Here is a 14,262-nt window from a genome sequence, read left to right on the forward strand (position 1 = left end):
TCATCAAGAGTTTCGTATGGGATGGGCGTTGAAAAAATACTTCGCACGGATAGCAACTCGCGCCAAAGCTATAAAAGAACCAAAGGAATATTTATGAGCAATCTACATAAAGAAATCCACCTTGAAACTGAGATCTGCGACTACTTGGCTGGTCGAGGTTGGCTTTATTCGCAAGGCGATGCGGCAAACTATGACCGCACACGGGCGTTATTTCCGGCGGATGTGCTGGCTTGGGTGCAGGATACCCAACCGAAGGCGTGGGAAGCCTTGCAAAAGAATCACGGCGCACAAGCGGCGGATGTATTGCTAGGGCGGCTGCGGGATTCACTCAACCAACGCGGCACGTTAGACGTTTTACGCCACGGAATTGAACTGCTTGGGCTTAGGCAACCGCTCATGCTTGCCCAATTCAAACCCGCTTTGGCTATGAACCCGGATATTCTCGTCAAATACGCCGCTAATCGGCTGCGGGTTGTGCGGCAATTGCGTTATTCGCTGCACAATGAAAATGCGCTTGATTTGGGTTTGTTTCTGAACGGGATTCCGGTTGCCACGGCGGAATTAAAAACCAACTTCACTCAGTCGGTGGAGGATGCGATTGATCAATACCGTTTTGACCGCGAACCGCGCCCGAAGGGGCAGGGAAGCGCTGAACCGTTATTGTCTTTCCCCAATGGGGCATTGGTGCATTTCGCGGTGAGCAATAGCGAAGTGCATATGACCACGCGGCTGGAAGGCGCGGCAACGCGCTTTTTACCATTCAACCGGGGCGATAACGGCGCGGCGGGCAATCCACCCAACGAACAAGGGCATCGCACCGCTTATTTATGGGAAGACATCTGGGCAAAGGATAGCTGGCTGGAGATTTTGGGCCGGTATCTGGTGACGCAGAAGGACGAGAAAAAACAGATTAAGAAAATCATCTTCCCGCGTTTTCATCAATTGGATGCGACGCGCAAGTTGATGGTGGCGGTGTTGCAGGAAGGCGCGGGCGGTAAATACTTGATCCAGCATTCGGCGGGTTCAGGCAAAACCAATTCAATTGCATGGTCGGCGCATTTTCTGGCCGATTTGCACAATGCCAGCCATGAAAAACTGTTTGATACCGTGCTGGTGGTTTCTGACCGCACTGTGCTGGATGACCAGTTACAGGAAGCGATTTTCGATTTTGAGCGCACCGCCGGCGTGGTCGCCACGATCAAAGGGGAGGGCGCTAGTAAAAGTGCGGAATTGGCGGCGGCTCTGTCCGGTGGCAAGAAAATTGTGGTTTGCACCATCCAGACTTTCCCTTTCGCGCTTAAGGCCGTGCAGGAACTGGCTGCAACGCACGGTAAGCGCTTTGCTGTAATTGCTGATGAAGCGCATTCGTCGCAAACCGGAGAGGCGGCGGCCAAACTGAAAGCCGTGCTATCGGCGGAAGAATTGCAAGAGCTGGCCGACGGCGGGGAAATCAGCACCGAAGACATACTGGCCGCACAAATGGAAAACAGGGCGGCGGAAAGCGGCATTACCTATGTGGCCTTTACCGCGACACCCAAAGCCAAAACCCTTGAACTGTTTGGACGATTGCCCAATCCTGATTTGCCAGCCGGTGCGGACAATCTACCTGCGCCGTTTCATGTCTATTCGATGCGGCAAGCGATTGAAGAAGGCTTCATCCTCGATGTGCTGCAAAATTACACGCCTTACAAGCTGGCGTTCAAACTCGCGCATGATGGCAAAGAATTGGATGATAAAGAAGTGGAGCGTAACGAAGCCCTGAAAGGCATTATGCGCTGGGTCAGGCTGCATCCTTACAATATCAGCCAGAAAGTGCAGGTGGTGGTTGAGCATTTCCGCGAAAATGTAGCTCCACTGCTGAACGGCAAAGCTAAGGCTATGGTGGTGGTCGGTAGCCGTATTGAAGCGGTGCGCTGGCGGCTGGCGATTGATGTCTACATTAAAGCTCAAGGTTACAAAATCGGCACGCTGGTGGCGTTTTCCGGTGAGGTCAACGATAGCCAATCAGGCAGCGAGCCGTTCAGCGAAACCAGCAAGACCATGAACCCGAACCTGAAGGGGCAGGGTATCCGTGAGGCTTTCAATACAGAAGACTATCAAATCCTGCTGGTTGCCAACAAGTTTCAAACCGGATTCGATCAACCTCTGTTGTGCGGTATGTATGTCGATAAACGGCTGGCAGGTATTACGGCGGTGCAAACCTTATCACGCCTCAATCGCGCGCATCAGGGCAAAGATACCACCTATGTGGTGGATTTCGTGAATGACCCCGAAGAAATTCTGGCTGCCTTTCTTGCCTATTACGAAACCGCAGAATTAGCCAACGTCACCGACCCGCACCTGGTTTATGATTTACGCATGAAGCTGGACGCGGCGGGTTTTTATGATGAATTTGAAGTCAACCGTGTGGTTGAGGTGGAGTTTAACCCGAAGTCCAAGCAAAGCGATCTGGCCGGAGCATTAGAGCCAGTCGTCGCACGGATTTTGCATCGTTATAAAGCGGCTCAGGAAAAGCTGAAAGCTGCCAATGCCAAGGAAGATAGCAAAGCAGCCGAAGATGCTAAGAACGAAATGAACGCGCTTATCCTGTTCAAGCATGATATGGGTGCATTCCAACGACTGTATGCGTTCCTTTCCCAGATATTTGACTATGGCAACACCGCCATTGAGAAACGTTTTATCTTCTACAAAAGATTGATTCCACTGCTGGAATTCGGGCGGGAACGTGAAGGACTTGATCTCTCCAAGGTCATGCTGACGCACCATAACTTGAAAGCTGAGGGAAAGCGGACGTTAGCCCTGGTCGATGGCGAATATCCAAAACTGACACCAATGGAAGGTGCAGGTACAGGGCAAGTGCAGGAAAAGGAAACAGCATATCTGGCGGAAATTATTGCCAAGGTGAACGATTTGTTTGATGGTGAATTGTCCGATGACGATCAGCTTATTTATGTTAACAATGTCATCAAGGGTAAGTTGCTGGAATCGAAAACACTTGTTCAGCAAGCTGCCAACAACACCAAACAACAGTTTGCCAACTCGCCTGACCTATCCAACGAGTTGATGAATGCCATTATGGATGCCTTGGCTGCCCATAGCACCATGAGCAAACAAGCCTTGGAGTCAGAAAAAGTGCGGAGCGGTTTGCGGGATATTTTGCTCGGCCCGGCGCAACTTTATGAGGCGCTTAGGGAGCGATCGGAAGGACACCCATGAATATGACTGGACTGTATTGGGGGAGCAGGGTGGCGTATAGCGGTTGAAAAAACATTAGTGATAGATATTTAGATAAGGATAACGCACATGAAAGCCACCGAAGCCAAACTCCTTGATTTCTTAAAGAAGTCACCGCAATTCGTCATTCCCATCTACCAACGCACATATTCGTGGACCGAGAAAGAGTGTCGGCAACTGTGGGAAGATGTTGTCCGCTGTGGAAGAAACGATCATATTCCCGTTCATTTCATTGGGTCCATAGTCTATGTGGAGAGCGGGCTATCGCAGGTTACACATCAAGCGCCTTTGCTGGTCATTGATGGACAGCAACGCCTCACTACTGTATCGCTGTTGCTGACGGCGCTGGCCGAAGCGGTAGGTGAAACGGAACCGTTCGAAGGCTTCTCCCAACGAAAGATTCGTAACTATTTCCTGTTAAATCCAGAGGAAATCGGTGAAAGGCATTTCAAACTTTTGTTGTCACAAACCGACAAAGACACACTGACCGCGTTGGTAGGCAAGCACCCGCAGCCTGATAATCATTCTTTGCGCGTATCTGAGAATTATGCCGCTTTTCAGAAGTGGATCAAGAGCGACGTGGTGAATTTGCCGACTCTCTGCAAGGGATTGGCTAAGCTGGTGGTGGTTGATATTGCTCTGAACCGCGATCAGGATAATCCGCAGCTCATTTTTGAGAGCATGAACTCGACAGGAAAAGAGTTGAGCCAGGCTGACTTGATTCGCAATTTCATATTGATGGGGCTAGAGCCTGCGCTGCAAACGCGCCTCTATGAACAATTTTGGCGTCCTATAGAGATGGATTTCGGGCAAGAAGCTTACGGTACTCATTTTGATGGCTTCATGCGTCATTACTTGACTGTGATGTCGGGCGAAATTCCCAACACCAATGCCGTGTATGAAGCGTTTAAGACCCATGCCCGAGAGACAAGGGCCGGTGCTGTGAGTGATGACAGTCATGTAGAAATGCTGGTCAGTACAATCCGAGATTATTCGCGCTATTTTTGCGCAATGGCTTTGGGCAAGGAGATCGACCACGAACTGAATCGGGCGTTTCATGACCTGCGCGAACTGAAAGTCGATGTGGCTTATCCATTCCTACTGGAACTGTATCGCGACTACGCTACACAGTACTTGAGTAAGTCGGATTTTGTGAGCGCGGTGCGTTGGGTTGAAGCCTATGTGTTTCGCCGTGCAGTTTGTGCCATACCCACTAATTCGATGAACAAAACTTTTGCTACCTTTAGCAAGGCACTAAAGAAAGACCGTTATCTGGAGAGTATCGCCGCCCACTTTCTGCTACTTCCTTCATACCGACGTTTTCCAAGTGACGATGAATATGTACGCGATATTCAGACTCGTGATCTCTACAATTTCCGCAGTCGCAGTTATTGGCTGCGTCGATTCGAGAACCACGGGCGCAAGGAAGTGGTGCCAGTGGATGAATACACCGTGGAGCACATCCTACCGCAAAATGAAAACCTGAATACTGCGTGGCAAGAATCTCTGGGAGCCGAATGGAAACGTATCCAGCAAACCTGGTTACACACCTTGGGCAATCTGACACTCACTGGTTACAATTCGGAATACAGTGACCGACCATTTATTGTAAAACGCGACATGGATGGAGGCTTCAGGCAGAGCCCTCTCAAGGTAAATCAAGGGCTCGGTCAGGTTCATGTTTGGGACGAAAGTACGATCATTGAGAGAGCTAAGCGTCTCGCCAAACTCGCCGTGCAAGTTTGGGAATCACCGAAGTTAGACGACGCTATTTTGGCAGCTTATCGCCCCAGGGCTGAGCCTTCCTCAAGCTATACGATAGACGATCATCCACACCTGATTACACCGGCAATGCTCTCTCTGTTCGAGGCGTTTCGCAAGGAAGTACTGGCGCTCGATCCATGCGTCAGTGAGGAATTTCTGAAGTTGTATGTGGCCTATAAGGCTGAAACCAACTTTGTGGACATTGTGCCACAGGCAAAGCGTCTGCGACTCTCATTGAATATGAGTTTTGCGGAGATCAGCGATCCCAAAGGGCTATGCAAGGATGTAACCAGATTAGGTCGGTGGGGTAATGGTGATGTGGAAGTGGGGCTGTCCTCCTTGGAGGAGTTGCCCTATGTAATCGGGTTGGTGCGACAAGCCCTCGAAAAACAACTCGGAGACACATCTAACACATGATCCGAAGCCAAATCCAAATCCCATTTTTGGGTGCGTTTAAACAACCGACACCAAAGTCTAATGTTCGAGACAACCAATTGAAGATCATTAAATATAACCATTTGATTGCCTACTTGCTGATCTTTCACAATTGCCATACGATACGCAGGCATTAAAAGCGCTAGAGACTGAAGGCTTCTCAGTTAACGCCGGAATTAGTCGCCCCATTCAGCCCTTATTGGAGGCATCCCAATCGTTTTGGCAGTATGAGCTACGGGAGCGGGAGCGGGATTGGATATCGTATGATAGCTATGATGTAACTGAGCCAAGTAGAAACTTCTGGATATTGAAAGGTGGCAAATTCTGATTGCTAATAGATATTAAGGATTTTTTTTGTGATTAGCTCAATTGAAGAAGGCAGAAAAGAAGATGGCAATCGCTCAATTGCCGACAAAATAATTAAGCGTTTGCATGACTTAGATTTAACTGTTGAGAATAATCAAGGTCGTTGGGCTTGGGAACTTCTGCAAAATGCAGAAGATAGTGTTGCCGAAGAAGATGAGAGAAAAATATCCGTAAAAATAATACTTAACGAAAATAATATCGAGTTTCAGCAAGGATAGAGCCATGGTTGACGGCACTATTTCAATCAGAGCATCTCAATTTACTTGTGGGTGCTGGATTAAGTACTGCTGTTCAACTATCTGCAACAGCCATACCCCGACCACAAAGTATGGGATGGATAACTGATCTGAAGGTTTGCAAGCTTGAAATTGAAGCTTATGTTGATAAAACTGCAAAGGCAGCCTCAAATTTAGATGCCACTTCTGTCGCGGATGAACTAAATGCTCTGATTGATCAGGGGTGGACAGTTGCCAAATTAGCGCATGAACTCGGTAAAAGTGCTAGGCAAGTATATCGGTGGCTAGAGGGAGCTAAATGCAAAGAGGTAATTCTGCGGAAAATTTCTGCACTGTCGGTGCCCTTGGTGTTGAATGAGGTCATATCGAAGTTTACCGATACCACATAGTTTCTTGCTTTTCTACAATATTCTAGTAAAAGGCATCGCTCATAATTGATCTTTGACTCCACCCAAATGGCTTCTTTTGACCCTTTGCTAGAGCTGACGCTATCGGTCAGAAGTAATCCACTGCAAATCCCTAAAAGGATTCCAGAATGGATGATCGGAAAATAGTCGGAATGCCAATTATTTAATAATTATTACAACAAAATCAATTAACCGAGAATTTCTCAGCTATTAATCTGCCATAATTTATCAATCTCATAGGCTAAATCCGTCCCCTAATTAGGCAAATTTAGCATAGAAAATATCCCCATAGAATAAATTTTCTTTTAATTCTGTGACTTTATGGTGTCTTGTCACTGGATTCTTTTTTTCCAGCTTATCTGAATTTTCCGACAGCTCCCTAAAATTTCATGGCTAGAAACATTTGTTAATACTACTAAGTAGCAGCGGGAATTGATAAAATTGGAAACAATTACATAAGCTTGTTTTTTCCCGAATCTATACGCTCCTGAACTTAAGAAGTTGAGCAGTCTTAATAGAGGTGATATTTGTCCAAATTGATGGTTTTAGTTGACTACGATAATGTTGAGCTAAGTCTAAGGAGTCCAGGACCTGTCAATTTTGCGAAAGTACTCACCCCCTTAATTTCTGGTCAGGTTTCATTTCGATACTCTGAAATGGACGTCCGGCTATATGGTGGCTGGAGATCTCGCGGACTACTAACCAATAGCGCGCAACGTCTTGTTCCTGATATTCACGCTTTCTCGCCAACATACGTTGGCACTGTTCATGCTGGATCGAATATTCAACTCAAGCTAACTGTTGAGTTGGCTGATAAACCGATTGGACTGACTATTCCATTAGAAGAAACACTTGTTAAAGAACGCGATTTAAGGAAATTTCGAACACGATCAGCGCCATGGGCTCAGTGCGCAAATCCTAGTGCGTGTTCATTTAAACATTTCACTGGGCTCATGCATAACACAGCTTGTGGAAATGGAGTATGCGCAAACCGACTGGGAAATTTGTTTGTTCGTGACGAACAAAAAATGGTCGATACCCTCATTGTTGCAGATATCGCTTTTCAGGTACTTTCTGAGAAAGCAAAAGAAATCGTGATCGTATCCTCGGATACAGATATGTGGCCTGGAGTGCTCCTTGCTCTACGAGCAGGGTGCTCAGTTATCCACATACATACCAAAGCCGGCTGGACAACCCAAAAACATCTTATAAGGACTCTCGGAGGACAGATGGTACGGCATTACAAACAATTAAGTGTTTAGGAGAGCGGTCAATGGATATTAATGAATTCAAAAGAATCATCAGTGCATTTGCTGATGAGCCATCTGATGTGGATGTTCGCATCGGGAAGGTGGTGGCGCAGATAAGGGACGAGCTTATAGACGTTACTATCAAGTATTCATCAGGTCCTAATCGAGAACTGTTGATTGGTGAAAATGGACAAGAATATCCAGCAAGGAGATGGCTAATCAATCGTGTTGCTCGGCTTCCTCAACTCGCCGACCGCATCATTGCGAGTACAACTCTTACACCTGAAGTAGAAGCAAAATCACCATTCGTTGAACCTTCTGGATTTTTGTCACCTGATCTATCTGCAATGAAAGCTGACGACTACGATCAACCAATCAGTGATGTAGTAGCTACGCTATTGGACAAAGCGTCGAATCCCCTGCCAGGAGCAACCTCAGTGTTGTATATTACATCAGATGCTGGTGAGGGAAAGTCAACAATTATCAACAAGATGGCGCGTCAACAAGCTATAAAATATAAGAGTAAGTCTGTCGATTCGCTCGTGGTTCCTATTCCTCTGAATGGTAGAGCGTTTCTTACTTTTGATGACGCGGTGATTGCTACCCTAGTCAACAAATGGCGCTTTAATTATCTTTACTTCGATGCGTTTATACAACTTGTGCGCATGGGTGTTGTTGTGCCCGCATTCGATGGCTACGAGGAGATGCTTGTCGAGGGATCAAAAGGGGAAGCTATCTCCGCGCTTGGTAATTTGGTCCAAACCTTAGAATCATCGGGAACAGTATTCATCGCAGCGCGTAAGGCATTTTTCGAATACTTGAGCTTCAAGACGCAAGCAAAACTGCTTGACGCAATTGGAGATCAATCGGCATCTTTCTCTCGACTAGCAATATCACGCTGGAATAAAGAACAGTTCTGCAAATATGGCACTCTACGCAAAGCAAATGCACCTGAAGAAATTTACGAAACTGTGGTCACTAAACTAGGTCCTACTCATCCCCTTCTAACACGGGCAGTATTAATTCGACGTCTCTTTGATGTGGCGATGAACCTATCAGACCGAACAGAACTTGCAGAGTTACTAGTTCAAAACCCGCATGATTATTTTTTTACTTTTGTGGATGCAATCGTAAAACGAGAAGCAACGGAGAAATGGCTGTCGAGGATATCAGGCGAAATAAAGGAACCGCTACTCAAGTCCGAAGAGCATCATCAATTACTTTCACATATTGCATTGGAAATGTGGCAAACATCTACAAACTCATTACGATATGATGTATTGGATGTTCTTGTGGACATGTTTTCCGAAGAAAGCAAAAAAAGAGCAACTGATATTCGCCAAATAAAGGAGCGTCTCAAACAGCATTCTTTACTTTCCACGGATACGTCACGACGTGAAGCAATCTCGTTTGATCACGAGGATTTTCAGAACTTTTTCCTCGGTGAAGGTCTTGGACTATTGTTATCAAAGGGAGGTCGTACTGAGTTGCAAGCGTTTCTTTCTGTCAATCTTGTTCCGATTGCAACGGTCGAACAAGCTATTCAACACTTGACTCGCCATCATGTTAATCTTCAGCCAATACTAGCTTGTTTAATGGCTATCAATGAATCCGAAACTGGATTCTCATTTTGTAAAGAGAATAGCGGTTCACTTTTGATTCGCTTAGCTGAATGTTTCCAGAAGCTCGACGATGCTATCGTACTGAAGGACATGTTTCTTTCATCAGGTGCACTTACTGGTCGAACACTCCGGAAAATACTGTTTGAAAACTGTCATTTTCAACCAACTGCAACATCGAAAAGCAGTTTCTCTGAAGTGGAATTTATTCATTGCGAGTTTGAACGACTTGAAACGGAAAAGGGTAATGGCCTTTCAGGCTGTAGCTTTAAAAACTCAAAGATCGAATCGCTAATTCTGGCCCCTGAAGAGGAACATACGTTTAATCCAGCACTCATTGCTGAATGGTTACTGAAAGCTGGTGCACAGACTGAAGATAGCCAGCCAGCATTAAAAATTGAAAATATTTTATTTGATGATCGAATTAAAATATTTGAGAAGTTCCTAAGAGTGTTCCTCAGAAGTACTTTTGTCGATGAAGAAGTTATTCGAATCCGCCTTGGCAAGGGGGGGGCTTCTGTTTTCTTTGAGGAGGTACTTCCAGCACTGTTGGAGAATCATATCTTGGGAGAGGTGCCTTGGAAGGGGCAAGGGTCACAGCGGCGTTATAAGATGCTGATACCGATGTCAGAAGTTAGCTACGCACTAGAGAAAGCTGATAATTTTGAAAAATTTTTAGAAGCAATCCTCAGTTAGTTAACGAGAGAAAGAATAGCTCATAAAGGGTGCATTTAAACAAACGACAGAATTGTTTCATGGGATTTTAGGTGGTTACTATTTAATCTACTAACGGTCTTCCCGAAAATGCCAAAGTCGCAATATATAAATAACTTTATCGTTTAACTCATAGCGAATTTCATATTTCTCAATGATGGGTAAAAAGTTAGGAAAGGACCAAATGTTACATAGTAATTTTAGTTTTATGTTTGTCCGCAACGGTTAGAGTATTTTCTGAGATTCCGAAATCCAGTATAGAGGGTTATTCTGCATAAAGGTACATAACGCACCGCATAAGAATTACTAATCGCCTGAATTTTAATGAAAAACGATTATTCTTCAACCCCTAAAATCTAGTTGTTTTTTACACTTAAATTTGGAAGTTCCAAAAAAGATGATATTGATTCATTTTCAATAACATGGCAGAAATACTATGGCGCGTTACGTACCTTTATGCAGAATAACCCTAGATTAGTCAGATTGGCGGATCTATAGACTCATATTTGGACTTCAGACTCCGTAACTGTTTCTCTTTGATTCTAGCCTATTCCGTATAGTTTGGATTGTTATAATGGCGTCGGAATTTTTCCGATATGGGGTAATAAATGGATATAAAAGAATGGTTTCCAGAATTTCTGGTATCAGCTGAAACTGATACTGATTTACAAAGCTACTTTTTTAAGTTGCCTGAAATTAAGAAAATCACTAATAGTAGATCATGGTTAGTTCTTGGTAGAAAGGGGATGGGAAAGACCGCGATTTATGAATATCTTAAACAATCAAATAGCTGTAATTTGAATGAGTATCATACGATTTGCATTAATTTTGGTGATTATCCTTGGCCCGCTCATCAACTTTATAAAGAATCTATTGCGGGCGAGTTATCTGCATATCAAAAGAGCTGGCGGTATTTATTTTTCGTGAAAGGATTGTCGCGGCTGCTAGAAATAAAGAAAGCCAATAATGAAGAATTAAACAGAGAACTCAAATGGGCTGAGTCTTATATTAATAAGATATATGGAAGTCCTGATCCATCGCTCACTGAGATAATTTTTTCAAAAATTAGTAGCCTATCTGCTATCAAGGGGCCTAATGTAGAGTTAGAGGATTTCTCTTTTGCCGCTGGGGAAATGTCATTTGAAGAGATTGCTGCAAATAAACAGTTACAGACAAAGTTGAGATCTAACGCGTTTACTTTGCTTGGCTACTTTGAAAGTATTTTTAAAAAAAATTGCGGTAATTATAAGATATTGATTGCACTTGATCAGCTTGATGAGAACTGGTTGGATAGTGAAATTGAGGAATACAGCAAAGTTTTAATTAACTTGTTAAATGTTTGTCGGAGTATTGCTCTTGATATCGAACTATCAAAGAACTTGAAAGTTGTCCCTTTTTTAAGAACAGATATTTATCACTCTCTGAAATTTAATGATAAAAATAAACTTCTGCAAGATAGCGCAATTATTATTTCATGGAATTCTGACAGTCTAGACGATATGTACTTTGAGCGTATCAAGAAATATGCACCTAGCAGTATTTCTATTGATAATGAACGTAAATCTGGAAATCTTTTTGAAATTAATTTTGTCCGACAAGGTACACCGCCGTTTAAGTATATTACTCGAAGGTCTTTTTTTAGACCGAGAGATGTAATTGTTTATTTTAATGAAATTCGTGCATGTCATAAACCTAATATATCAGGTTTATATACTACAAATGAGTTGTACGAAGCTGATAGAGAAGCATCAGCAAGTGTTTATAATGAACTGATTGATGAATGGTCAAATCAGTTTCCAGAGATAGAAAAACTTCTAACTGTACTTCAAACGATTCAGGTTGAGACTTTTAGCTATATCGATTTTTCAAATAAATACGATAATGAGTTTTCATCACCGAGTGAAGGTAAAAAAAGAGAGCATTTGGGGTTTCTTTTTGATAACTCGATTATTGGCCAGAAGAAACAAGGACGATGGGAGTATGTTTGTAGTACACCAAATCTAAAAATGAATATTGAAAAGGATTTTAGGACTCACCATGCTTTAAAGTATCGGTTGCATCTTATTGAAGGTCGTCCAAATCAGAGTGTTTAAGTTTTTGTATGAGGGGGTTGTAAGCCGGAACCCTCGGAACTTTTGAAGTTAGCTTCTCTTTAAACAAATAGCGAAGTACGCTAGGGCTGAATAGAAGCAGGAATCCATCGGTATAGAGTGATGAAAAAAACTGACGAACTGTTTCAAATCGCACAAACTGCGATTTACAACTATTCCGGGGATATCGATGTATTGAACTCAGCGCTGGGAATGCTGTTCACCGGCCACTATTACGGCTGGCGCTTCCTGTATATCGTGCATTTAAAGCAGCATAAAGGTACCAAAAGTCCCATAGGATTTGTTTATTCTTGAGAGTTATCAGCATGCTGGTTTCTGAGCTGTTTTATACAATCTGGCGGAAAATATCGGTAGAAAGCAGTGTGAGGTTCCCTCTGTTTTTCGTCGAGCTATGATCATTTCTGGTGTATGACGACGACTTGCGAAGTTTAATGGTGTATCAGTAAACTTTGAATTGCCTTTGAAAGAATCTGAATGGCGCTGGAAAAAACAGCCTGATGAACTTGCTATTGAAAACTGTGGCAACTCATCAGATATTTTTAATCTCTGCTAGTCTAGAGCCTATGCAGATAACGAGATGAGTGAACAAATTTTCCGATATTGTCTGAAACCATAATTGTGCAACTTGCCAGGTCAAGAACTTGGATCTAAGCTTACAACATTATTATTAAAAATTTCATGGCCCACAATCCAAATCATTAACAATTTACCATTTAAAGTTCTTTTCCCGCTATTTTCATACAGCCTTCAACTTTTGGTTCTCCATATAGACACACTGCCTATTTAAGATTTATGTAACAGATTTGCTGCAGAATATTAAGGATAATTACAAATCAAATACAATTGCTAAAGCTTGTTTGATCGATTGCAGATATTGATTCTCAAGCCTACCTTGCCTTTTGCTAATTCGAGAGATATCAACTGCACGCAATTGCTTGAGATTAATATGACGATCTTTATCCAGTCCATTATTACTAGTTGGCGTTAGATTTACTGCAAATGGCCAGGATTTATGGTTAGGTAGCATAGGTGCCACAACCAGGGTTTTCGATTCGATATTCACAATGTCTCCTTGAACAATCACGCACGGTCTTAGCTTCTTAGTTTCCGCGCCCTTAGTTGGCTCCAGGTCAACCCAATAAATATCTAGTTGCTTAAACTCAGCCATTTGAGAGACCATCGGACAGGGTTGTATCCCATTCTTTTAGTTCTTTCTGGTAATCGATATCCTGGGCTTCCTCCTGATTTGCCTTGAGTAAAGCTTGCTTGAGATAGTTCTTGCGCTCCTGTTTTAAAAGTTCGTTGATATAAGCACTACGATTGTCACCTGCAATATTATTCAGAAATGCAAAACTTTCATCATCCAGAGTAATGGTCGTTCGATGTGTCATACTATGCTCACACTATTGTGAATAAATAGTTATCATACTATATAGTATGATATTTAAATACTCCATCTGATATTTTGTACAAAAATACTTTTTGATAAGTCTCCTACTCTACTATTGATAAAATATGTTATCAATAGTAAAGTAGGTTTTGTAATTTAGGAAGAATAAAATATTTTTTGCTTTATTAAATTTCATTGAGTAGGATATTATCCTACCTATTTAGAAGTAATTAAAAACATGCCTAGGAAATAAAAAATGAAGCGCACCGATAAAGCAGAAAAAATCAGCATTACACTTCCACCGGATATGCTGAATATTATTAGAGAAAAAGTGAAGGATGGTGCTTACGCTTCCACAAGCGAGGTTATTCGTGAAGCGATGCGTTTATGGCAAAGGCATGAAGAAGAACATCACGCGAGAATCGCTTCCATTCGGGCACGTCTAGAACAATCCGCACACAGTGGTGAACCGGTTCTGCTGGATGCTGTGTTTGAAAAGCTAGAGCAGCTTCATCAACAACGGATAAGCGCACCAGGCCATGAAAAGCTATGAGGTGTATTTAACACCCGATGCAATACAAGACCTGACTGATATTTATGAATATATAACTGAAAAGAGCGGACTTCCTGAAGTCGCGTGGGCATATATAGAGAAATTACGCCAAAAGTGTCATGACCTTAAAACAACACCTTTGATTGGACAACAGCGCGATGATTTGCGCAAGAATCTCAGAAT

The 14,262-nt window shown here is 43.2% G+C and carries 13 protein-coding genes and 1 pseudogene; 12 read left to right on the forward strand and 2 right to left on the reverse strand.

From position 1 onward, the window contains the following. The first annotated feature begins 93 nt into the window (after positions 1-93). The 10 genes and pseudogenes from Q0C11_RS12765 to Q0C11_RS12810 form a co-directional block, all read left to right on the forward strand. A complete protein-coding gene (locus tag Q0C11_RS12765) occupies positions 94-3,216 on the forward strand; it encodes a type I restriction endonuclease (RefSeq protein WP_293008568.1) in 3,123 nt (1,040 codons plus the stop codon). Between the two features lie 87 nt (positions 3,217-3,303). Next, entirely contained in the window at positions 3,304-5,415 is a 2,112-nt protein-coding gene (locus tag Q0C11_RS12770; RefSeq protein WP_293008570.1) for a DUF262 domain-containing protein, read from the forward strand. Between the two features lie 130 nt (positions 5,416-5,545). Next, positions 5,546-5,761: a hypothetical protein gene (locus tag Q0C11_RS12775; RefSeq protein ID WP_293008572.1), complete on the forward strand. Its 216-nt coding sequence runs from the start codon at positions 5,546-5,548 to the stop codon at positions 5,759-5,761. Between the two features lie 28 nt (positions 5,762-5,789). Continuing rightward, positions 5,790-6,017, forward strand: coding sequence for a hypothetical protein (locus Q0C11_RS12780; RefSeq protein ID WP_293008574.1), 228 nt, complete (start codon positions 5,790-5,792; stop codon positions 6,015-6,017). Positions 6,018-6,025: 8 nt separating this feature from the next. Continuing rightward, positions 6,026-6,424, forward strand: a complete 399-nt coding sequence (locus Q0C11_RS12785) for a helix-turn-helix domain-containing protein (protein WP_293008576.1) — start codon at positions 6,026-6,028, stop codon at positions 6,422-6,424. Between the two features lie 674 nt (positions 6,425-7,098). Next, a complete protein-coding gene (locus Q0C11_RS12790; RefSeq protein WP_293008578.1) occupies positions 7,099-7,704 on the forward strand; it encodes a hypothetical protein in 606 nt (201 codons plus the stop codon). Positions 7,705-7,715: 11 nt separating this feature from the next. Continuing rightward, positions 7,716-10,007, forward strand: a complete 2,292-nt coding sequence (locus Q0C11_RS12795; protein WP_293008580.1) for a hypothetical protein — start codon at positions 7,716-7,718, stop codon at positions 10,005-10,007. Between the two features lie 626 nt (positions 10,008-10,633). Beyond that, positions 10,634-12,118: a hypothetical protein gene (locus Q0C11_RS12800; protein ID WP_293008582.1), complete on the forward strand. Its 1,485-nt coding sequence runs from the start codon at positions 10,634-10,636 to the stop codon at positions 12,116-12,118. Between the two features lie 120 nt (positions 12,119-12,238). Further along, positions 12,239-12,430: a hypothetical protein gene (locus Q0C11_RS12805; protein ID WP_293008584.1), complete on the forward strand. Its 192-nt coding sequence runs from the start codon at positions 12,239-12,241 to the stop codon at positions 12,428-12,430. Positions 12,431-12,548: 118 nt separating this feature from the next. Next, a pseudogene (locus tag Q0C11_RS12810) lies at positions 12,549-12,679 on the forward strand (IS1595 family transposase); the annotation flags it as partial. Between the two features lie 283 nt (positions 12,680-12,962). On the opposite strand, the gene Q0C11_RS12815 reads toward Q0C11_RS12810, so the two are convergent. Both Q0C11_RS12815 and Q0C11_RS12820 read right to left on the reverse strand, forming a co-directional pair. After that, positions 12,963-13,304 (reverse strand): type II toxin-antitoxin system PemK/MazF family toxin, encoded by a 342-nt coding sequence (locus Q0C11_RS12815; RefSeq protein WP_293008585.1) that lies wholly within the window; start codon positions 13,302-13,304, stop codon positions 12,963-12,965. Beyond that, a complete protein-coding gene (locus tag Q0C11_RS12820; RefSeq protein ID WP_293008586.1) occupies positions 13,297-13,527 on the reverse strand; it encodes a CopG family transcriptional regulator in 231 nt (76 codons plus the stop codon). The genes Q0C11_RS12815 and Q0C11_RS12820 overlap by 8 nt, the downstream gene beginning before the upstream one ends. Positions 13,528-13,782: 255 nt before the next feature. On the opposite strand from Q0C11_RS12820, the gene Q0C11_RS12825 reads away from it, so the two are divergent. Continuing rightward, the gene (locus Q0C11_RS12825) at positions 13,783-14,079 is read left to right on the forward strand and encodes a type II toxin-antitoxin system ParD family antitoxin (protein ID WP_293008587.1); all 297 of its coding nucleotides are present in this window, start codon (positions 13,783-13,785) and stop codon (positions 14,077-14,079) included. Next, on the forward strand, positions 14,066-14,262 hold a 197-nt coding region (locus Q0C11_RS12830), incomplete at its 3' end, for a type II toxin-antitoxin system RelE/ParE family toxin (RefSeq protein ID WP_293008589.1). The genes Q0C11_RS12825 and Q0C11_RS12830, both read left to right, overlap by 14 nt.

The sequence above is a fragment of the Nitrosomonas sp. genome (genome assembly GCF_022842015.1).
Taxonomy (GTDB): domain Bacteria; phylum Pseudomonadota; class Gammaproteobacteria; order Burkholderiales; family Nitrosomonadaceae; genus Nitrosomonas.

Coding starts and splice junctions, on each gene's coding strand:
- Q0C11_RS12765 (WP_293008568.1), top strand. CDS start 94: ATGAGCAATCTACATAAAGAAATCCACCTTGAAACTGAGATCTGCGAC.
- Q0C11_RS12770 (WP_293008570.1), top strand. CDS start 3,304: ATGAAAGCCACCGAAGCCAAACTCCTTGATTTCTTAAAGAAGTCACCG.
- Q0C11_RS12790 (WP_293008578.1), top strand. CDS start 7,099: ATGGACGTCCGGCTATATGGTGGCTGGAGATCTCGCGGACTACTAACC.
- Q0C11_RS12795 (WP_293008580.1), top strand. CDS start 7,716: ATGGATATTAATGAATTCAAAAGAATCATCAGTGCATTTGCTGATGAG.
- Q0C11_RS12800 (WP_293008582.1), top strand. CDS start 10,634: ATGGATATAAAAGAATGGTTTCCAGAATTTCTGGTATCAGCTGAAACT.
- Q0C11_RS12805 (WP_293008584.1), top strand. CDS start 12,239: ATGAAAAAAACTGACGAACTGTTTCAAATCGCACAAACTGCGATTTAC.
- Q0C11_RS12815 (WP_293008585.1), bottom strand. CDS start 13,304: ATGGCTGAGTTTAAGCAACTAGATATTTATTGGGTTGACCTGGAGCCA.
- Q0C11_RS12820 (WP_293008586.1), bottom strand. CDS start 13,527: ATGACACATCGAACGACCATTACTCTGGATGATGAAAGTTTTGCATTT.
- Q0C11_RS12825 (WP_293008587.1), top strand. CDS start 13,783: ATGAAGCGCACCGATAAAGCAGAAAAAATCAGCATTACACTTCCACCG.